Origin of the sequence: Pseudidiomarina piscicola (genome assembly GCF_902806985.1) — a bacterium.
Classification (GTDB): Bacteria; Pseudomonadota; Gammaproteobacteria; order Enterobacterales; family Alteromonadaceae; genus Pseudidiomarina; species Pseudidiomarina piscicola.
Map to the genome: position 1 here is coordinate 203,233 of NZ_CADCXY010000004.1, position 19,401 is coordinate 222,633.

A 19,401-nucleotide genomic window follows, 5' to 3' on the forward strand; every position below is an offset into this window, starting at 1 on the left:
TCACTCCAAACTTATTCAGTGTCCAACCAGTCGACTTTGTCCATTTTGCGGACCACCACGAATTCATCGCGGTTACAGCCAACTGTGCCGTAGTAGTTAAAGCCATAGGCTTGTTGTGCATAGCCGCCGATCATGTGGGTCGGCTTCATGACTGCACGGGTAACCGAGTTGTGGATACCACCACGGGTGCCGGTTAGCTCCGAGCCTGGAATGTTCACAACCCGTTCTTGGGCGTGATACATCATGCTCATACCTTCAGGTACACGCTGTGAAACCACCGCACGAGCACTGATAGCGCCGTTAACGTTAAAGATTTCAATCCAGTCGTTATCTTCAATACCGGCCGCTTTGGCATCAATTTCACTTAACCAAACAATAGGTCCACCACGTGACAGTGTTAGCATCAGTAGGTTGTCTGAATAAGTACTGTGAATACCCCATTTCTGGTGCGGAGTAATCCAGTTCAGAACAATTTCAGTGTTACCGTTGCTCTTCTTATTCAAAACCGGTTCAACCGTTTTCAAGTTAATCGGTGGCTTGTAAGCACATAAGGTCTCACCAAAGTCACGCATCCACTCGTGGTCTTGATAGAACTGCTGGCGACCAGTAATGGTGCGCCACGGAATGAGCTCGTGTACGTTGGTGTAACCAGCGTTGTAAGACACATGCTCATCTTCCAAACCTGACCAAGTCGGCGAAGAAATAATCTTACGTGGTTGTGCCACGATATCGCGGAAGCGAATTTTTTCTTCTTCCTTCGGCTTCGCCAAGTGCGTGTGGTCGCGCCCTGTAAACTCACCAAGTGCTTGCCAAGCTTTCACAGCTACGTGGCCGTTTGTTTCCGGCGCCAACGATAGAATGACTTCACAAGCATCAATCGCCGAGTCGATAATCGGTCGACCTTTATGTGCACCTTCTTCGTGGTGAACACGGTTCAATTTACCAAGGAAATCGACCTCTTCTTGCGTGTCCCAATTAATACCCTTGCCACCGTTACCAAGCTTGTCCATAAGTGGACCTAGCGAAGTGAAGCGGTGATAGGTACTTGGGTAATCACGTTCGACCACAGTAATGTTTGGCATGGTGACGCCTGGTACGGCTTCACACTCACCTTTCCACCATGCTTTCACACCGTATGGCTGCGCCATTTCACCTGGCGAGTCATGCATGATAGGCGTGGTTACAACGTCTTGTTCAACACCCAAGTGGCCTTGACACACGCGCGAGAATTCTTTCGCAATACCTTTGAAAATGTCCCAGTCACTGCGCGCTTCCCAAACTGGGTCAACAGCGGCCGTTAGCGGGTGAATAAACGGATGCATATCCGAGGTATTCATGTCGTCTTTTTCATACCAAGTTGCGGTCGGTAACACGACATCTGAATATAAACAGGTGGTCGACATACGGAAGTCGAGTGTGACCCACAGGTCCACTTTACCTTCTGCGCCATCATCAACCCATTCAACGTCTTCTGGTTTTTTACCACCAAACTCGCCAAGGTCTTTACCCAGCAGGCCATGCTTGGTGCCCAAGAAGTGCTTAAGCATGTACTCGTGGCCTTTACCCGATGAACCAAGCAAGTTAGAGCGCCAAATAAACATGTTGCGAGGGAAGTTCTTCGGACTATCCGGTTGCTCACAGGCAAATTTCAATTTGCCACCTTGCAACTGATCAACAAGATAATCTTTAACATCCATGCCAGCTTTTTCAGCGGCAGCAGCGATGCCTAGCGGGTTAGTGCCAAGTTGTGGTGCTGACGGTAACCAGCCCATCCGTTCGGCACGGGTGTTGTAGTCAATAATTGAACTTTGCCACTTGTTCTTATTCGCTAATGGAGAAACCACTTCGCTCATATCGAGTTTCTCGTAGCGCCACTGGCTAGAGTGGTTATAGAAGAACGAAGTACCGTTCATGTGACGTGGTGGACGCTGCCAGTCAAGGCCAAAGGCCAATGGCTGCCAACCGGTTTGTGGACGCAATTTTTCTTGTCCAACATAGTGTGCCCAACCGCCACCTGACTGACCGATACAACCACACATCATTAGCATGTTGATCAAGCCACGGTAGCTCATGTCCATGTGATACCAGTGGTTTAATGCAGCACCAACGATGATCATCGAACGACCTTTGGTTTTGTCTGCATTACGCCCAAACTCGGTACCAACACGAATAACGTCAGCAGGTTTGACACCAGTGATATGTTCCTGCCAAGCAGGTGTATAAGGTACGTCGTCGTCGTAGCTGGTTGCACGATTCGGATCGTTCACGCCATTGTCGACACCGTATTGCGCCAACATCAAGTCAAATACTGTCGCCACTAGTGCGGTTTCACCGTTTGCCAGCTCTACGCGCTTAGCAGGGATCTTACGAATTTGAACTTCGTCGTGGTGTGTGTGCTGGAAGTAATCGTACTCGTGAGGCGCAGCGCCGAAATACGGGAAGCCTACTTCAACCATATCATCATGGTTGTCTTTCAAGCTTAACTGTAAATCGAGATCGTCGCCCTGAGCTTTTTGCTCTAGGTTCCACTTACCTTTTTCACCCCAACGGTAGCCGACTGAGCCATTTGGACTCGTCATGCGTTGATCCGCTGAATTGATTGCAATTGTTTTCCAATCTGGGTTGTTGGCTTCACCTAAGTTGTCAACCAAGTCAGCTGCACGCAGGAAACGACCTTGGTTAAGAACTTTCTCACCAGGCTCAAGCATCACCAACATTGGCATATCGGTGTAACGTTTTACGTAATCATCGAAGTATGCACTTGGTTTATTCACATAAAACTCTTGCAAAATGACGTGGCCAAAAGCCATGGCAAGTGCTGAGTCGGTCCCTTGGCGAGGCGCCAACCAAGTATCACCAAATTTAGACGCTTCAGAATAGTCTGAGGTGATGACACAGGTTTTGGTGCCTTTGTAGCGAACTTCAGTTAAGAAGTGCGCGTCTGGCGTACGGGTTTGTGGCACGTTAGAGCCCCAAACAATAATGTAGTTCGAGTTGTACCAATCCGCTGATTCAGGAACGTCGGTTTGCTCGCCCCATACCTGTGGCGATGCTGGTGGCAAGTCGCAGTACCAATCGTAGAAGCTCAGGCAGTTAGCGCCGATCAACGACAAGTAACGTGCACCGGCAGCATAAGACACCATCGACATCGCTGGAATTGGCGAGAAGCCGCTAATACGGTCTGGGCCATAGGCTTTGGCAGTATAGACGTTACTCGCCGCAATTAACTCGTTCACTTCTTCCCAGCTAGCGCGCACAAAACCACCTAAACCACGGCGTTCTTTGTAGCTTTTCGCTTTAACTGGATCGGTGACAATCGATTCCCAGGCTTTCACTGGGTCATTATGCTGCTCTTTCGCTTCACGCCACAGTTTCATCAGCTGCTGACGCATTTTCGGATACTTCAAGCGGTTGGCGCTATAAATGTACCAAGAGTAGCTCGCACCACGTGGACAGCCACGAGGCTCGTGATTAGGTAAGTCTGGACGCGTACGAGGATAGTCCGTTTGCTGGGTTTCCCAGGTTACTAGGCCGTCTTTAACATAAATTTTCCAGCTACATGAACCGGTACAGTTTACGCCGTGAGTTGAACGTACGACTTTGTCGTGCTGCCAACGTTGGCGATAGCCGCTTTCCCAAGAACGATCCTGGTCTGTTGTTACCCCGTGCCCATCTGCAAAGGGTTCTTTGCGCGTTTTGAAAAAACGCAATTTTTCGAGTAGGTGACTCATCCTAAAACTCCTGGTCGATGTCGAACGCGCTAAGTTTGGCTAATTTAACTTGGCTTTGCCATAGGCCGAAAAGTGCAAAACCTAAGGGGGATAGTGTTTTTTACCACCAAATAGGTATTATAGTTTAGGCGTAAGTGCTTGTTTTGCTTGTTGTTTGTGTTTATAACCACATTTTGACTGTAACAATAAACACAAAGGAGGTAGCCCATTAAACCTAATTGCCGTTAAACTATGGGGTGAATACTTTTTAGATTGAGTTGCTATGCGCCAGTTTTCGATTGTTACCCGTATTGGGATCGCTTTAAGTTTGATGGTTGCTCTGACCGTTGGAACCCTGCTTGCGTCTTATTGGTTGTCTGAACGTGCCGACCAAGACGCGCTCGCTATTAACAAAGCAGGCTCGTTACGGATGCAAAGTTACCGTTATGCGTGGCAGTCTTTAATTGCCCCTGAAAGCGCAACCGCAGAACAACTCGCAACCACGTTACAAAGCACTTGGCAGCATCCAGTTTTCAATCGGCTAAACAATGGCAATTCTGAATTAGGTACTCAGTTTAGGAATGCCCGTGAGAGTTGGCAGCAAATGCAAGCGAAACTGATGGCTGGTGAAGTGGAGCCACAGCTGTTGGAATCAGAACTGGCGCCGCTGATTGCTGAGTTAGATAGCCTCGTCGGCGCCCTACAAAATGAAGCCGAAGCCCGCATTCGAGCGATTCGCTTGATTCAAGTTCTATCGCTGTTTAGCACTATCGCATTGGCTGGGTTTATTGCCTATTGGTTACGCTCTCGCGTACGTCAGCCACTACAACTGCTGACGCAAACCGCACGCCGAATTGGTCAAGGCGACTTCACTGCGAGGGTACAACACCCACTCGCCGACGAACTTGGTGTGCTTGCGAATACCTTGAACAAAATGAATGATGCTGTTGGCTACATGTATGGCAACCTTGAAAAACGTGTCGACCAGCAAACCCAAGCTATTCAAAAAAGTAACGCGCGACTGCAATTCCTTTACGACATGGCGCGCAATATTATTGAACGCTCACCCGGCTACCAAGACTTCAGCGATATTATTGAAGGCTTAAAGCGGGCATCACAAGTTGAAGATCTGGAGCTGTGCTTAATTACGCCTGCGGGTGACAAGCCCTATTTGCAGGTGCAGCCCGTTGCAGCAGAAGAAGACCCATGCGCAGGCGTTGATTGCGCCGAATGTGTAACCGCTGGCGGCGGAGTCAGCGTGATGGATGATTTGCGTGTGTATCGGTATCCGTTAGAGCGCGATAACCAATACTATGGCGTGTTGGTGGCCCGTTGTCCGCTTGGCGAGCAACTGGACGAATGGCAGCAGCAACTCTTGCAGTCGGTGACCGATCAGCTCGCTATTGCTTTGAGTTTAAAACAAGAAGAAGAACAGGTGCGCCGTTTAGCCTTGATTCAAGAGCGTACAGTCATTGCCCGCGAACTTCATGACTCACTCGCCCAAGCTCTGTCGTACCTGAAGATTCAGGTGACTCGTCTCGATAAAGGTATCGCCAAAGAAAATAAAGAGGTGATACAAGATGTTTCCCTCGAGTTGCGTGAGGGCCTCAACGCCGCCTATCGGCAGTTGCGTGAGTTACTAACCACCTTCCGTTTAAAAGTAGACGGTGCCGGCTTACTTAATGCCTTGCAGACCACCTTAAAACAATTTGAAGAGCAGTCAGAGCTGAAGTTTCGGCTAGATTACCATTTAGCCAATGCGCCACTCGCACCCCATGAAGAGATTCATTTGTTACAGATTATTCGTGAGGCTTGTCAAAATACCATTCACCATAGCCAAGGCAGCGAGGTGATGATCCGACTGCAGGAAACTCTGGATCAGGGTATTAGTTTAGCCATAGAAGACGACGGCATAGGTATTCCCGAACAAGCAGAGAAGCTCAACCACTATGGCCTGGCCATCATGCAAGAGCGCAGTCGCCATTTAGGGGGGCAAATCAACATTGTTCGTCGTCCAGAAGGCGGTACCGGCGTTTACTTCCAGTTTTCGCCAGAGTACTTGAAGGAACGCCAAACCGCGGCATCAAGCGACGCTTAAGGGTTGAAGTAAACGCTATGGCGGCGTAGATACACCAAGGCAACGAGCCCCGCACAGAATGCGTAGAACAGCGCAAAGGCAACCAAGGCCATAGCTGGCGTGCCGGTGTAGCTTTGCACCCCCCACATCAACGGTATGTAACCCGCACCTGCCGTTGCCCATGCGGCCAGCCAGCGTAATGCAATGGCTAACTGATGGGTCGGGAACAGTACGCTCGCCGAACGATAAATGGCACTACTGGCCAACGCAGACACTGCGAATAATACAAAGAACGTCAACAAAAAAGGCAGGAAATACTGCTCTGGCGCACCACTGTGATAGGCCGCCGCCGTGAGCATAGATGCGGCCACACTCGTCAGTGCCAACACTAACGCACAGACCATTGTCACACGGGCACCGCCATACTGATCCGCAAGCCAACCACCTAGAGGCCTCGTCACCACCCCCACTAACGGCCCCAGCCATGCATACGTCAGCGCCTGTGGCGCGTAGTCGTTACTCATCACACTAATAAGCTCACCGGCCTGCCACTCGCGACTCAAACCAAACAACGACTGTAGAATCAATGGAAACGCTAAGGCAAAACCAATAAAAGAACCAAAGGCCATCACGTAAAGTAAGGTCATGATCCAAGTATGAGGGTTACGTAATAAATTCCGACGAATCGCCGGCTCAGAGGCACTCTCGATGGTTTTTGCTCGCGGCTTACGCCAATTCATTACCATTAAGCTGACCACCACTAACGCCGTGAACCAACCTAAATTACTGAGCCAAAGACTATGATCTGGGCGAACAGTGCCTAACAACGTGCCAATACTTACACGGGTTGTGAGTGCACTTTCAAGGCTTGCAAAAGGTCCATGCCACAGCGCCACCAAAGGTGTCACAATCTGCGCCAGCACAATACCAATACCACCGATGCTTGCCGTGACGGCTAAGTCCCAGCCTATGGTTTGGCTACCGGCAACATGCTGCTTACTGCGAATGTAAAGCTGCGCACCACCGAGACCACAACCTAGCGCTATCAGTTGCAACACCACAAAGGGATAATCGCGCGTGGCAAAACAATAGATGAAGCCTAACGCTGGGAGTAGCAAGAGAACCGTTGTGGCACGAATAAATTGCGGTTGCAGTGCCCGCTCGCCAAGTGCGAACCAAAGTAACTGGAAGCCTGCAGCCGAGAAGCCAGTTAACGCCAGTAAACCAAACAATTCAGCCACGGAAAAACCAAGATCAAGCGCGTACAGCAAAACCACCAACACGCTCCAGCACATCCAAATAGCAGTGCTAGCAATCACGTGTAGTGCGGTTACTTTATCGACGGTTTCCGTGTTTATGGCATTGGACACAATAAACTCTATTAACGACTACAATGGCTATAGGATCGTTGAAGGTCAGGTCTAGGAGCAAGTTGGCGAAAGAGTTAACTCACAGTTATTAAGAGATAGCGTTTCTACCACCTATTAGGTAGAGTGATTATGTATGATTATGTTTTTACAGATAAATTAAGTTCACCAACGCGCTATTGGAAAGGTAACCAAGCGTACTCGCGGGGCATCGTTATCATGCGGTGACGCAAGAAGTATGCAAAAATAACAGCCCATTGAAGGAGGAAATGTTATATGTCTGAACTACGCTCGAGCATCATGCTGGTCGACGACCATCCGTTACTGCGTAAAGGTTTAAAGCAATTGATCTCGCTGGAAGACGATTTAGAGGTGGTCGCCGAATTCAGTAACGGCAAAGACGCCATTCCCAAAGCCGTTGAGCTTGATCCGGATCTCATTATCCTCGACCTGAACATGCAAGGAATGGATGGTCTCGAAACCCTAAAAAATATGCGCGACGAGGGGGTAACTTCTCGTATCGTGATGCTCACTGTTTCGGATGCCGATGAAGATGTGGTCGCGGCCATAACCAATGGCGCAGACGGTTACTTACTGAAAGATATGGAGCCAGAACAACTGGTCGAGCAAATTCGCCGCTCCATTGAAGGCAAAATGGTACTAAGTGAAGTTATTACCGAGGTGCTAGCTACCGCACTACGCCGCCCGGCCCCTCAGGGTGGCGGTAAACTTGAAAGTTTAACCAACCGCGAATTGGAAATTTTAAAGCATATCGCCAAAGGCATGAGCAACAAAGTAATTGCCCGCGAATTAGATATTTCCGATGGCACCGTGAAAGTGCATGTGAAGCACTTACTCAAAAAGCTCGGCCTACGTTCACGTGTCGAGGCCGCAGTGTGGATGGTCAATCAACAAGGTGGAAAGAATGAGTCCTAATTGGCTCCCCGTTGCCGAGGCTCTGGCAACGATGCAACGTCAGATCAAGCCCTTACAAGAAACAGAGAGCATTGCTCTGCACCAAGCACTCGATCGTATTGCAGCTGCGCCAGTGACAGCTCCACTCGACGTGCCTGGCTACGACAACTCGGCGATGGACGGTTATGCGATGCGCGCCAAAGATGCCGCCGCAGAGCAGCCCTTAAAGGTTGTTGGAACAGCATTTGCCGGCCACCCGTATGAGGGTGAATTACCCGCCAATAGCTGCGTACGCATCATGACCGGTGCGCAATTGCCCGCTGCGGCCGACACCGTAGTAATGCAAGAACAAGTCAGCCGTGAGGGCGATAGCATCCGTTGTACCCTAGAACCTAAAGCGGGCGACAATGTGCGTCGACGCGGCAGTGATATCTGTGAAGGTGCGACGGTTATCGCTCAAGGGCAACGTTTATCAGCAGTCGACATTGGGTTACTGGCCTCGTTGGGTAAAGCCGAAGTTACTGTGGTTCGACGCTTGCGCGTGGCACTTTTTTCCAATGGTGATGAGCTTGTTCTACCCGGCGAAGAGCTACCTTCAGCAAGCCACATTTATGATAGTAACCGCTTTACTTTGCATGCCATGCTGCAGCGTTTGGGTGTCGAAGTGATTGACCTTGGTTTAATTGCAGATGACCGAGAAGCCCTAGAGCATGCCTTTCAACAGGCCATGCGTCGCGCCGATGTGCTGATAAGCAGTGCCGGTGTCTCGGTGGGGGATGCAGACTATACGAAAGAGATCATGGAAAGCCTTGGCAAAATTGGTTTTTGGAAAATCGCCATGAAGCCCGGGAAGCCTTTCGCCTTCGGGCAGCTTGAAGACACTTGGTTTTTTGGCTTACCAGGCAACCCTGTCGCCGCCGTTGTCACAATGGACCAAATTGTGCAGCCGATGCTGCGACGCTTAGCGGGTGAAGCCACAGCAGCACCTATGCAATTACAAGCACGTGCAGCCACCACCGTAAAGAAAAAACCGGGTCGTTTAGACTTTCAGCGAGGGCGGTTTGAGCAACGCGACGGCGAAATTTGGGCCGAGCCTATTGGCAGTCAAAGCTCAGCCGTGCTGACCTCTGTGGCGCAGGCCAATTGCTTTTTAGTGCTGGAACAAGATCGCGCGAGTGTGGCGGTTGGTGAAACCATCACCATTCAACCTTTCGATAGCCTACTGACCTAGATCAACACATCAGTACCTGAACTACTCCACACTAGTCGCTTTGCTATTCTAAGTGTGGAGTAATTCAATGCGCTTTGTCGATCTTCTACTGGCAGAACTGCAACAATTCGGTTGCAAGTCTATGTTCGGTATTCCTGGTGACTTTATTCTGCCATTACTGCAAGAGCTGCAAAGCCGTAACCAGTTACCTTTCTATAGCCTCAACCATGAACCAAGTGTGGTTTATGCCGCCGACGCTGCGGCACGCTCCGCAGGTGCACCAAGCGCTGCACTTTTAACCTACGGTGCGGGAGCGCTAAATGCGGTGAATGCCGTTGCCCAAGCCTACGTTGAGCGTGTTCCTTTAATTGTGATTGCAGGCTTTCCAAGCCGTCATGAAATCGATCGTGAGCTTGCCATTCACCATCAAGCCAAAAGCCTCGATTCGCAACGCCGAGTATTTGCTGAAGTGACTGAGTTACAAGTGCGTTTAGACGACCCTGTGCGCGCAGCGGGACAATTGCGGGCTGCGCTGCAATGCTGCTATGAGCAGTCGCGCCCAGTGTTGATTGAGGTACCACGCGATGCCATCCACTTCCAATGTCTGCAGTTGCCGCCGTACCACACCAGCCGCATGCCTACGCATGAACAACAACTATTGGTTGAGACCATCGCCAAACGTTTAGCGAAGGCCCAGCGACCAGTGCTACTGGCCGGTATTGAGGTACAGCGCTTTGCCGCCGGTGAAGCGCTTGAGAACCTAGCACTGCAGCTCAACATACCGCTACTGACTACTTTTTTGGCCCGTGCCGCCATTGCGCCCGATCACCCCTGCTTTCACGGTACCTTTATCGATCATGATAGGCCCGCGAACAGCCAAACGCACCCGCACCAACTGCTGCAAGAAAGCGATCTGATTATTCATCTTGGGGTCATTGTAAACGATACTAATTTTGCCGCTTATCCGGAGTTTGCAAAAGGTGAAAAAGTGATGCAATTGCATCAAGGCATCACTCACTTCGCCGAGCGTAGGTTCTACGATGTGCAACTGGCCGATCTATGCCAAGCCTTAACTGCTGAACATTTACCGCGCCACCATAGTTGGTATCCTGAGGCCATTGGCCGAACTTCCAACATTGACCCTACACAACCAGCGCCGGGCTGGGACACCACCACCTTAGTCGAACTGATTGATGTCGAGCTGACACAACAAGCCGAAACCGTGCCCCTTATCAGTGATATCGGAGACTGTTTATTCGCATCATTGCATGCACACGCCAGCCAGTTGTTGGCACCTGCTTACTATGCATCGATGGGCTACAGCATTCCTGCGGCGCTAGGTGTGCATGTCAGTACCGGCTTAAGATCGGTGGTACTGGTCGGGGATGGCGCCTTTTTGATGACGGGGCTGGAGTTAGGGCGGTTACATCAATATGGCGCTGACCCTATCATCATTTTATTAAATAACGGTAGCTGGGACATGATTGAAGCCTTTTCACCCGGTCTCGATTGCGCTCCGTTGCCGGCTTGTGATCTGCTGGCGATTGCAGCAGCACAGGGGGCAAGAACGCAATCAGCCAGCTGTGCCGATGGCTTTTTATCAGCGTTTCAAAAAGCGTGGAATGAACCCGGCTGTATGCACGTTATCGAAGTGCAACTTAAACAACGGCGAAGCCGCCGTTTACAAGGTTTCGCGGAGCGTTTCGTGCAAGGCAGCAGCCTTCAAATGAGCGATAACGCGGCTGCCAGTTTGCAAACCTAAACGCTGCCATGATGCCTTGGTGATCAGTGCTAACAAGTACTGATCACCTAGACGCAACTGCACAATGCACTCGGCTGGATGACGGGCGGGGAAAGAATCAACGACCTCGGCGGCTAGTTGATTTTGAATACTCGAGTCAGACACGAATTCGCGCGTTAGGCTCACATCGCGCGCGAAAATCCTTAGCCGCACAGGCGTTGACGTTTCTAATTCATGGCTTTGCGGTCTCGGCAACGTAATACTTTGCTCGGCTAGCGTCAGGCGCAACGTATCGAGCTGGCCGGCAGGTTCTGGCTGAGCTTCTGCCACCACCACCGAAAGCGCTAACTTAGACCTTAAAGGCTCACTTTGCAGCGCACTGACCGTTGGCCCATGAGCGACAACGTGGCCGTCGTGAAGCTGAACTAAGTAATCACTCACTTGCGCGACATCGCCAAGTTGATGGCTGACCCAAATCATGGGTAATTGATGGCGCTGGGCCAGCTGTTGTAGATAACTAACAAAATACTCACGGGCGTCGTCGTCTAACGCCGAGAAGGGCTCATCTAAAATGAGTAACTGCGGCTGCGCCAGCAGGGCTCGGGCAAAAGCCACGCGCTGCTGTTGTCCACCTGACAGTTGCGCCGGATATTGGCCCAACATAGGCGTTAACCCACAGTCAGCTATCACTTCGTCCCACCCTAGGGTTTTAGGCTGTGACGCTCTTTGCCAGCCGTAGCGCAGGTTTTCTTCAACCGTTAGATGGGGAAATAGACTCGGCTGTTGGAACACTAAACCAATGCGCCTTTGATGCAAGGGGCTAAAGGTTGCGGGCGCTTGCCAGCATTGATCTTGGAACTGAATTGTCGCACCGGGTAACTGACGTATACCGGCAATCACTTCTAACAGCGATGTTTTGCCACTGCCCGACGGGCCGACAATAGCAGTGATGCCCTGCGCGGGCAGGCGAACGTCGACCGCCAGCACAAAGTGACGCAACGGCAACTGACACTTCACCGTTAAGCTCATGATCGCCCGCCAAACTGCAACGGCGATCTTGACCAACGTCCGTAAACCACACTAAGCACCAGCAGTGCGACGAAAATCATTCCCAATGACAATGTATGAGCCGCTTCATAATTCAGCGCTTCGGTATGATCGTAAATTAACACCGACAGCACCTGGGTTTCACCAGGTATGCTACCACCAATCATAAGAATAACCCCGAACTCACCAAGCGTATGCGCAAACACCAAGGTCGCGGCGACCACAAAACCGCCTCGACAAAGAGGGAAAACGACCGTTTTAAATTGATCCCAACGGCCGGCACCTAAGCTTGCAGCTATTGCTAAAGGTCGCGGCCCCATTGCCCGAAAAGATTCGCTCAAGGGTTGTACCGCAAACGGTAGCGAGTACACCACGCTGCCGATCACAATACCGGTAAACGTAAACGCAAAGCTCTGGCTTAATAACAACAGTAAATAAAAGCCCAACACGGTGGGGGGCAATACCAGCGGCATTGCCACTAAGGCTTGCACCACAGGGCGCCAGCGCGAGTGGCTAAAGGCTAGCCACCAAGCAATGGGGGTCGCCAGTAGTAGCAGCACTAAGGTGGTGACCCCCGCTAACTGCAGCGTCACGCTAATCGCTTGCCAATCACTCGCTTGTAACATCGCTCAAATACCCGTAGTCAGCTAGAACCTGCTGTGCTGGTGCTTGCAGTAAGAAATCATGTAGTCGCTGCGCGCCTTGCTGAGTGCGCGCCTGCTGGGTCAATGCCATTGCCTGCGGCAACGGCGGCACTTGGTTTAATACTGTGTAGTCGGCGGCGGAAATTTGCAACTGTCGCATTTGGCTCAACGCCACAAAGCCTGCGGGCACAGCACCAACATAAACGCGATGCGCTGCCTGCGCCACGTTTTCACCAAAAATCAGCCGCTCGCTAATATCGGTATTGGCAAAATGTGTGTCCAAGTAGGTTTGTGCGGCTTTCCCATACGGCGCATGACGCGGCTGCGCCAACGCCACGCGTTGCGCGTTTGCGAGCAATTCAGCCATGGAGCCACGCTGTTTAGGATGCCAAAACACCAACTGCCCGTAGCTGAAATAAATCGGTTCTTGCAGGAGTAATTCACGTTGCTGCAGCGCTTTGACATAATTAGGCTCGGCGACGAGCAGCAAGCCATAAGGGGCTCCGTGCTGAACCTGTGCCACAAGTTTACCGGACGCCGCATAACTCATCACCACTTGATAGTTTGGATGCTGTTGCTCAAAGGCCTCGACGATTACTTCTAACGGCGCTCGCAAAGACGAGGCAGCGGCGACATAGACTTTTTCTTGTGCGCTGGCGGTAAAGCTGGTTATCCAAAGCAAAACAAACAGCAGCCAAAAGTGACGCATTAGTCGTCCTGCCACGCCGTAGCTGCTGCTTGATCGGTGTCCTTCGCGGCTACCCAGTAACTGCCATCGGTGGTATGTTCTTGCTTCCAAAAGGGCGCCTGGGTTTTTAAAAAGTCCATAATAAACATGGCTGCTTCAAAGGCTGCTTTGCGATGAGGGGCCGCCACCCCAACAAATACAATTTGATCGTTCAGTGCTAGCCGACCAACACGGTGGATCAGGGTCACCTGACCTAGCTGCCAACGCCCGCGTGCTTGCGCTACTAAGTCAGCCAGTACTTGCTCGGTCATGCCTGGGTAGTGCTCGAGTGTCATCGCATCTAACTGCCCTTCCGCCAGTTCTCGTACCAGACCTGCGAAGGTAACAACCGCACCGCAGCTACTTTCTTGCGCGAGCTGCTGGTATTCATCGGCGACGCTGAAGTCGTCTTGTTGAACGCGAATTTCCGTACCCATGTTAACCACCTGTGACCGGCGGGAAGAACGCCAACTCGTCACCCGGGTTAACCGCCGCCTGCAAATCGACAAAGGTGAAATTCTTAGCGCATAACACATCGTTGTCGAGTAGCTCACGACGCCAGCTTGGGTGTTGCTGCAATAAGCGGTGACGAATTTCTGCCACTGAGTCACTTGGCTGTGAATCAATATCTAACTCTGCGCATTGTAGGCGTTCACGTAGGGCCGCGAAAAATTTAACTTTAACCATGGTGAGCATGCTCCCGTTGCCAGTGTCCGTGCTTGCCACCGGTCTTTTCTTGTAACTGAATACCGTTGATTTGTAACTGCGGGTCAAGTGCTTTACACATATCGTGAATGGTAAGCGCCGCCACACTTACCGCGGTTAAGGCTTCCATTTCAACGCCCGTAACACCTTGCACGGCGCAGGTCGCCTCGATGTCAATCTGCCCTTGCTCAGGTCGTAAGCTAAACTCAACACTGACTTTGGTTAACGCCAATGGATGACAAAGAGGTAGCAGGTCACTGGTGCGTTTCGCCGCCATAATGCCGGCCACACGGGCAACCGCCAACACGTCACCTTTCTTAACCGATTGCTGGGCAATCTGATTTATCACTGCGGGTGTCGATTGCACCGTCGCAACGGCTATCGCTTGTCGCGTTGAAGTCGACTTGCCACCGACATCGACCATATGCGCTGAACCAGTCTCATCTAAATGGGTAAATTTTTCTGTTGTCATAGTGATTCCTTAACTTAACGCTGCTTGGTTAAGCGACCAACAAAGTTACAGGGCCCTTGCTGACTATTCAGCTGCGGTTCAATTAACTCGTCCCACGCCAGTTTAGCTGCCGATTCAGAGCCCGGAATTGCAATCACCAAGGTGTTGTTGGCTAACCCAGCAAAGGCTCTAGATTGTATTGCCGAACTACCGATTTGCTGCCAGCTCAATTGGCGAAATAGCTCACCAAAGCCGTCAATCTGCTGATCGAGCAATGGCTCAATGGCCTCAGGTACCGAATTGTGCTCGGCGAACCCAGTGCTACCGTTAAGCAACACGACACTCAATTGCGGCTCAGCTATCCAACGGGACACCACCGCACGGACAAGGTATTTGTCGGTTGGTAAAATCTGCCGCTGATACATGTGATGCCCTGCTTTTACGATCGCTTCAGAAAGCCAATCGCCCGTAGCGTCACTGGTTGGGGTATGACGGTCAGAAACCGTGGCCAAGGCAATGTGTACCGCCTGTGGGCTGGAAGAATTCATGCTTGCTCTCCTAAAAACGTCAGCGCTTGCTGCCACTGTTGCGGCGTATTGGTATTTTGTAATTGGTGCATCTCAGGCCACTCATAACGATGCGCCCCTAGGTGTTGCAGTACTCCACCCACTGAACGATCACCATCTTGCTGCTCAAGTTGTTGCGTTAGATAGGCGCGTAACTGCTCGGTATTCGGCAGCACGCACGGCATACGACTCGCGGCGAAGTAGCCGGGGCTTGGTTGTTGTAGCAAGTACTCTAAGGCAGCACTGCTTAACAGCGGCATATCAACTGGCAACAGCAAAATACGCTCGTGAGTACAGTGGGGTAAGGCGCTTAACAAGCCGCCCAAGGGGCCTAAGTTGGCGACTTTGTCCATCACAAAGCCTTCGCTATTGCGGCTTACAACCACTTGCTCGCAGCCGGCGTGGCGCACAATGCGAATGGTTCGCTGCAATTGGGTTTGCCCAGCTACTTGCAATAGAGCTTTGTCTTGCCCCATTCGTCGCGATGCGCCACCAGCGAGAATTAATCCCGTAACAGCCATGCGTTTTAGCCTCCAATCATTGCCAAATGACGGGTTGAGCCACTCGACTCATCTAATAGCGCATGGGTTGCTTTTTTAGTTTTAACGAAGCTTTGTAAAGCCGCTTTCAAAGGGGCCGAGTCATCGGTTTGTAAGAAACTGCGAATATCTTGATGATGTTCGGTAAACAAGCACAGGAATAACTGCCCCAGGCTCGATACACGGAGCCGATTACAGTCGTCACAAAAATCGCGACTGTACGGCATAATCAAACCTAACTTACCCGCATAGTCCGGGTGGGCAAATTCTTGCGCGGGCCCAGCCGTGTTGCTTTTATCGCACAGCGCCCAGTCTTCACTGAGCAGTTGATCTTTGATGCTTTGCCCACTGATATGATGACGCTGATAATACGCAACGTTATCGTTGGTACGCATCAGTTCGATAAAACGTAAGCTAACCTTGCGCTGGCGAATGAACTCTAGGAACTCGGGTAGGGCACCGCCATTATGGCCACGCAACAGTACAGTGTTGATTTTTACTTTAGGAATGCCGAGTTCGATGGCTTGTTCAATGCCTTCGAGAATGGCCGGCAAGCGGTTTTGCCCGGTCACTAAGTGAAACGTGCTTGGGTCAAGGCTATCGACACTTACATTAATGGCATCCACTCCAGCTTCACGCCAGGCGGGCAGGTCACGTTGCAGGCGATAACCATTGGTGGTGATTGCAACTTCTTCGATGCCAGGAACCGCTTTCACGGTTTTAATAATTTCCAGCAGGTCTTTACGCAGGCAAGGTTCACCGCCAGTGATTCGGACTTTGCGGGTACCTAGTTCCGCAAAAGCAGTCACTAAGCGTCGAATTTCAGGAACACTGAGCTCGGCTTGTCGCGAAGTACAATCCGGTCCATTAGGTAAGCAATAATCGCAACGAAAATTACAGTTTTCCGTTACCGACAGCCGCAAATAAGTAAAGCGGCGAGAAAATCGATCCATTAGCATGGTCAACACCTTTCCAAGTACGGGAGGTTATTTCGTTTCCAAAACAACCCGGTGGCTTAACAGCCACGGCACACTGGTCGTAACATGCAAGGCATGCGTTAGAGCCAGTCGCTCGGCGTGAATGTGATGGTAATGGTAGTTGCGCGACGCACACATTGTAATTGCCAAGAAGAGGGTCAAGAACTACCCCTAAAGGGATAGTTCTGAAGTGTTTGGCACTCCTATTTGTTGATCTTGATCAGAGTTTTTCTGCCTCGGATCGGTAAAATTTCCCGCCTTTATTGCGCTGGATCAAGTTTACTGAGTCACCCTATGCCAACACCTTCTTTTGCTCCTGAATTACTCTCTCCTGCCGGCAGTTTAGAGGCGATGCGAATGGCCTTCGCCTACGGTGCGGATGCGGTCTACGCCGGCCAACCGCGTTACAGCCTCAGGGTTCGTAATAACAGTTTCGACTTAGCTAATTTAGCGGTGGGTATTAACGAAGCCCATGCCCAGCACAAAAAATTCTATGTGGTGGTTAATATTGCACCTCACAACGCCAAGCTAAAAACCTTTGTGCAAGACATGGCGCCAGTGATTGCCCTGCAACCCGACGCGCTGATTGTTTCAGACCCAGGCGTGGTAATGTTGCTGCGCGAACACTTTCCTCAGCAAGCGCTGCATTTGTCAGTACAGGCAAACACCATTAACTGGGCAGCGGTTAAATTCTGGCAACAGCAGGGGGTCAGTCGAGTCATATTATCGCGTGAGCTGGAAGTCAAAGAGATTGCTGAAATACGCCAACACTGCCCGGATATGGAACTCGAGGTATTTGTCCATGGGGCACTGTGTATGGCCTATTCTGGACGCTGTTTATTGTCGGGGTATATTAACAAGCGCGACCCTAATCAGGGAGCCTGCACCAACGCTTGTCGTTGGCCTTACCAAGTACACGATGCCACTGAAGATGAGGTAGGTCAGTTCAACCCTATTGACCGCCCAGTATTGTTGGAAGAGCCTCAACGCCCAGGTGAATTAATGTTAATGGATGAAGATATTCACGGCACCTACATTATGAACTCGAGAGACTTGCGCGGCATTGAGCACGTTCAAGCGCTGGCAGAACTAGGTATTCACTCGTTAAAAATAGAGGGGCGTACAAAATCGCCATACTACGTTGCCCGTACCGCACAAATTTATCGTCAGGCTATCGACGACGCTACTGCCAATCGACCTTTTAACCCGCAACTGTTAGCCGACCTAGATGGTATGGCCAACCGAGGCTTTACCGAAGGCTTTTTACGTCGACATCGGCCTAGTGATTTACAAAACTACCAAACCAGCCACAGCCAGGGTGAACAGCTGTTAGTTGGCGCAGTGCTCGAGTGCGAAGGTAACGATGCTTTGATCAACGTCAAAAATAGTTTTTCGCAAGGTGATAGCCTGATTCTTATGAAGCCGTCCGGCAACGTTCGCTTTACCGCAGGACAACTCGTTCATGCCAACGGTGAAATTGTGGCACGAGCGCCAGGCTCAGGTCACCAAGTGACCCTAGCGCTACCTTGCCGACTTAACGCTGAGGAACAGCAACTCGCACTCTTGATCAAAGAGTTGCCGGTGGCTCCTGCGCCCATTGCCATTAAGGAGGTCAGCGATGCCAGTTGTCATTGATAGTGACTGTATTAACTGTGACATGTGTGTGCCTGAATGCCCTAATGAAGCCATCATCATGGGGGCGGCGCATTATGTTGTTGACCTCGATAAGTGCACAGAGTGCGAGGGCTTCTACTCTGAGCCGGCCTGTATACCTGTTTGTCCCGTCGATTGTATGACGCTAATTGCTGACACCAAAGCTTAACCGACATCTTGGGCGACGGTCTGCCGGCAAACTTGTTGTAACCATCGCAATGGGGCACTGTCGCCATGGCTTCGTGGGTACGCCATGCCAATGGTGCGCTCTAATGTCAGCTCCGAAATAGGCCGTAATACCACGTCTTGACGCTCGCGCAACGATTCTAAATCAGGAACCAAAGCACAGCCAACTCCGGCAGAAACCAACCCAAGCGCATACTCAATAGTATGAATATCTGCACGGATATCTGGCTGTATGCCTTGTCGAATTAATTCTGGATACAAGGTCGACCACGCCTCACAGGGAGTACGTTTAATTAACGCCTCCCCCTGCATGTCAGCCAGCAAGACCTCTGACTTTAACGCCAACGGGTGGCCGGCAGGTAATGCCAAGACAAAGCGGTCGTGCCAAATCGGCAAAAACTGCTCGCCGGCTCGCAAAGCTCGCGGCGAAATAATTCGGGCATCGGCTTCATCGTCGGGCTCAACCAAATGTAACTCGAGCCCGTCAACGCCGGCTGTAAAGTCGCGCAGTAATTGGCTCATGCGTTCAACCCCCAGGGCGCGAATCAAGCCAAGCCGAAACTGCACTCGGGTGACGCTATGCCGGAACGATGCTTTTAAGGACTGCATCTGGCTTAACATACGCCCGGCATGACCATACAGGCGTTCGCCGTCTTCGGTTGGCGTAACACCGCGTGACTGCCGGGAAAACAATTGCACTTGGAGCTCATCTTCCAACTGCTGAAGTGCTTTCGACAGACTCGGCTGAGCCACCGCACAAGCTCGCGCAGCCGCGCTGATCGTGCCGGCTTCATACACCGCGACAAAATATTGAAGCTGCCTTAAATCCATAGCTAAAAACTATACCTGCTCTATTTTTTATATAATTTAACTTTATATCATTTCA

Annotated in this window: 18 protein-coding genes and 1 riboswitch; of the genes, 6 read left to right on the top strand and 12 right to left on the bottom strand. The window is 51.0% G+C overall.

The features are described from left to right. Positions 1-11: 11 nt before the first annotated feature. Entirely contained in the window at positions 12-3,731 is a 3,720-nt protein-coding gene (locus PSI9734_RS09340; RefSeq protein ID WP_173920864.1) for a nitrate reductase subunit alpha, read from the bottom strand. A 262-nt stretch (positions 3,732-3,993) separates the two neighbouring features. On the opposite strand from PSI9734_RS09340, the gene PSI9734_RS09345 reads away from it, so the two are divergent. After that, a complete protein-coding gene (locus tag PSI9734_RS09345; protein WP_173920865.1) occupies positions 3,994-5,808 on the top strand; it encodes an ATP-binding protein in 1,815 nt (604 codons plus the stop codon). Here the strand turns inward: PSI9734_RS09345 and PSI9734_RS09350 are convergent. Further along, complete coding sequence (locus PSI9734_RS09350; RefSeq protein ID WP_173920866.1) at positions 5,805-7,157, bottom strand: MFS transporter; 1,353 nt, start codon at positions 7,155-7,157, stop codon at positions 5,805-5,807. The genes PSI9734_RS09345 and PSI9734_RS09350 overlap by 4 nt on opposite strands. A gap of 273 nt (positions 7,158-7,430) precedes the next feature. Here PSI9734_RS09350 and narL point away from each other — a divergent pair, with 273 nt between their 5' ends. From narL to PSI9734_RS09365, 3 genes are all read left to right on the top strand, one after another. Then, positions 7,431-8,090 carry a two-component system response regulator NarL gene (narL, locus tag PSI9734_RS09355; RefSeq protein WP_173920867.1) on the top strand — a complete coding sequence of 220 codons (660 nt, stop codon included), beginning with the start codon at positions 7,431-7,433 and terminating at the stop codon, positions 8,088-8,090. Beyond that, positions 8,080-9,300: a molybdopterin molybdotransferase MoeA gene (gene moeA / locus PSI9734_RS09360; RefSeq protein ID WP_173920868.1), complete on the top strand. Its 1,221-nt coding sequence runs from the start codon at positions 8,080-8,082 to the stop codon at positions 9,298-9,300. The genes narL and moeA overlap by 11 nt, the downstream gene beginning before the upstream one ends. 67 nt (positions 9,301-9,367) lie before the next feature. Next, the gene (locus PSI9734_RS09365) at positions 9,368-11,041 is read left to right on the top strand and encodes a thiamine pyrophosphate-binding protein (RefSeq protein WP_173920869.1); all 1,674 of its coding nucleotides are present in this window, start codon (positions 9,368-9,370) and stop codon (positions 11,039-11,041) included. On the opposite strand, the gene modC is transcribed toward PSI9734_RS09365, so the two are convergent. From modC to moaA, 9 genes are all read right to left on the bottom strand, one after another. Further along, a complete protein-coding gene (gene modC / locus PSI9734_RS09370) occupies positions 10,961-12,049 on the bottom strand; it encodes a molybdenum ABC transporter ATP-binding protein (RefSeq protein ID WP_173920870.1) in 1,089 nt (362 codons plus the stop codon). The two genes, PSI9734_RS09365 and modC, sit on opposite strands and share 81 nt — an antisense overlap. Next, positions 12,046-12,693 (bottom strand): molybdate ABC transporter permease subunit, encoded by a 648-nt coding sequence (gene modB / locus PSI9734_RS09375; RefSeq protein ID WP_173920871.1) that lies wholly within the window; start codon positions 12,691-12,693, stop codon positions 12,046-12,048. Before modB ends, modC begins: the two co-directional genes overlap by 4 nt. Then, positions 12,677-13,420, bottom strand: a complete 744-nt coding sequence (modA, locus tag PSI9734_RS09380; RefSeq protein ID WP_173920872.1) for a molybdate ABC transporter substrate-binding protein — start codon at positions 13,418-13,420, stop codon at positions 12,677-12,679. Before modA ends, modB begins: the two co-directional genes overlap by 17 nt. Further along, positions 13,420-13,875, bottom strand: a complete 456-nt coding sequence (gene moaE / locus PSI9734_RS09385) for a molybdopterin synthase catalytic subunit MoaE (protein ID WP_173920873.1) — start codon at positions 13,873-13,875, stop codon at positions 13,420-13,422. Before moaE ends, modA begins: the two co-directional genes overlap by 1 nt. A gap of 1 nt (position 13,876) precedes the next feature. Next, positions 13,877-14,125, bottom strand: a complete 249-nt coding sequence (locus tag PSI9734_RS09390; RefSeq protein WP_173920874.1) for a MoaD/ThiS family protein — start codon at positions 14,123-14,125, stop codon at positions 13,877-13,879. Continuing rightward, on the bottom strand, positions 14,118-14,615 hold the full coding sequence (gene moaC, locus PSI9734_RS09395) for a cyclic pyranopterin monophosphate synthase MoaC (protein ID WP_173920875.1): 498 nt from the start codon (positions 14,613-14,615) through the stop codon (positions 14,118-14,120). The genes PSI9734_RS09390 and moaC overlap by 8 nt, the downstream gene beginning before the upstream one ends. Before the next feature lie 14 nt (positions 14,616-14,629). Continuing rightward, positions 14,630-15,142 carry a molybdenum cofactor synthesis domain-containing protein gene (locus PSI9734_RS09400; RefSeq protein ID WP_173920876.1) on the bottom strand — a complete coding sequence of 171 codons (513 nt, stop codon included), beginning with the start codon at positions 15,140-15,142 and terminating at the stop codon, positions 14,630-14,632. After that, positions 15,139-15,681 (bottom strand): molybdenum cofactor guanylyltransferase, encoded by a 543-nt coding sequence (mobA, locus tag PSI9734_RS09405; protein ID WP_173920877.1) that lies wholly within the window; start codon positions 15,679-15,681, stop codon positions 15,139-15,141. The genes PSI9734_RS09400 and mobA overlap by 4 nt, the downstream gene beginning before the upstream one ends. A 5-nt stretch (positions 15,682-15,686) precedes the next feature. After that, positions 15,687-16,658 (bottom strand): GTP 3',8-cyclase MoaA, encoded by a 972-nt coding sequence (moaA, locus tag PSI9734_RS09410; protein WP_173920878.1) that lies wholly within the window; start codon positions 16,656-16,658, stop codon positions 15,687-15,689. Continuing rightward, positions 16,648-16,788, bottom strand: a riboswitch (molybdenum cofactor riboswitch). (Overlaps the previous gene by 11 nt.) Before the next feature lie 182 nt (positions 16,789-16,970). Between moaA and trhP the strand changes: the two genes are divergently transcribed. Both trhP and PSI9734_RS09420 read left to right on the top strand, forming a co-directional pair. Then, positions 16,971-18,311: a prephenate-dependent tRNA uridine(34) hydroxylase TrhP gene (gene trhP / locus PSI9734_RS09415; RefSeq protein ID WP_173920879.1), complete on the top strand. Its 1,341-nt coding sequence runs from the start codon at positions 16,971-16,973 to the stop codon at positions 18,309-18,311. Then, positions 18,295-18,498 carry a 4Fe-4S binding protein gene (locus PSI9734_RS09420; RefSeq protein WP_173920880.1) on the top strand — a complete coding sequence of 68 codons (204 nt, stop codon included), beginning with the start codon at positions 18,295-18,297 and terminating at the stop codon, positions 18,496-18,498. The genes trhP and PSI9734_RS09420 overlap by 17 nt, the downstream gene beginning before the upstream one ends. On the opposite strand, the gene PSI9734_RS09425 is transcribed toward PSI9734_RS09420, so the two are convergent. Continuing rightward, positions 18,495-19,346, bottom strand: coding sequence for a LysR family transcriptional regulator (locus PSI9734_RS09425; RefSeq protein WP_173920881.1), 852 nt, complete (start codon positions 19,344-19,346; stop codon positions 18,495-18,497). The genes PSI9734_RS09420 and PSI9734_RS09425 overlap by 4 nt on opposite strands. Between the last annotated feature and the right edge of the window lie 55 nt (positions 19,347-19,401).

What these genes read in the sequence shown, in the direction of transcription:
- PSI9734_RS09400 (WP_173920876.1), bottom strand. Translation starts at nt 15,142, where the DNA reads ATGAATTCTTCCAGCCCACAGGCGGTACACATTGCCTTGGCCACGGTT.
- moaA (WP_173920878.1), bottom strand. Translation starts at nt 16,658, where the DNA reads ATGCTAATGGATCGATTTTCTCGCCGCTTTACTTATTTGCGGCTGTCG.
- PSI9734_RS09340 (WP_173920864.1), bottom strand. Translation starts at nt 3,731, where the DNA reads ATGAGTCACCTACTCGAAAAATTGCGTTTTTTCAAAACGCGCAAAGAA.
- moaE (WP_173920873.1), bottom strand. Translation starts at nt 13,875, where the DNA reads ATGGGTACGGAAATTCGCGTTCAACAAGACGACTTCAGCGTCGCCGAT.
- PSI9734_RS09425 (WP_173920881.1), bottom strand. Translation starts at nt 19,346, where the DNA reads ATGGATTTAAGGCAGCTTCAATATTTTGTCGCGGTGTATGAAGCCGGC.
- moaC (WP_173920875.1), bottom strand. Translation starts at nt 14,615, where the DNA reads ATGACAACAGAAAAATTTACCCATTTAGATGAGACTGGTTCAGCGCAT.
- modC (WP_173920870.1), bottom strand. Translation starts at nt 12,049, where the DNA reads ATGAGCTTAACGGTGAAGTGTCAGTTGCCGTTGCGTCACTTTGTGCTG.
- moeA (WP_173920868.1), top strand. Translation starts at nt 8,080, where the DNA reads ATGAGTCCTAATTGGCTCCCCGTTGCCGAGGCTCTGGCAACGATGCAA.
- trhP (WP_173920879.1), top strand. Translation starts at nt 16,971, where the DNA reads ATGCCAACACCTTCTTTTGCTCCTGAATTACTCTCTCCTGCCGGCAGT.
- PSI9734_RS09420 (WP_173920880.1), top strand. Translation starts at nt 18,295, where the DNA reads ATGCCAGTTGTCATTGATAGTGACTGTATTAACTGTGACATGTGTGTG.
- PSI9734_RS09365 (WP_173920869.1), top strand. Translation starts at nt 9,368, where the DNA reads ATGCGCTTTGTCGATCTTCTACTGGCAGAACTGCAACAATTCGGTTGC.
- mobA (WP_173920877.1), bottom strand. Translation starts at nt 15,681, where the DNA reads ATGGCTGTTACGGGATTAATTCTCGCTGGTGGCGCATCGCGACGAATG.
- narL (WP_173920867.1), top strand. Translation starts at nt 7,431, where the DNA reads ATGTCTGAACTACGCTCGAGCATCATGCTGGTCGACGACCATCCGTTA.
- modA (WP_173920872.1), bottom strand. Translation starts at nt 13,420, where the DNA reads ATGCGTCACTTTTGGCTGCTGTTTGTTTTGCTTTGGATAACCAGCTTT.
- modB (WP_173920871.1), bottom strand. Translation starts at nt 12,693, where the DNA reads ATGTTACAAGCGAGTGATTGGCAAGCGATTAGCGTGACGCTGCAGTTA.
- PSI9734_RS09345 (WP_173920865.1), top strand. Translation starts at nt 3,994, where the DNA reads ATGCGCCAGTTTTCGATTGTTACCCGTATTGGGATCGCTTTAAGTTTG.
- PSI9734_RS09390 (WP_173920874.1), bottom strand. Translation starts at nt 14,125, where the DNA reads ATGGTTAAAGTTAAATTTTTCGCGGCCCTACGTGAACGCCTACAATGC.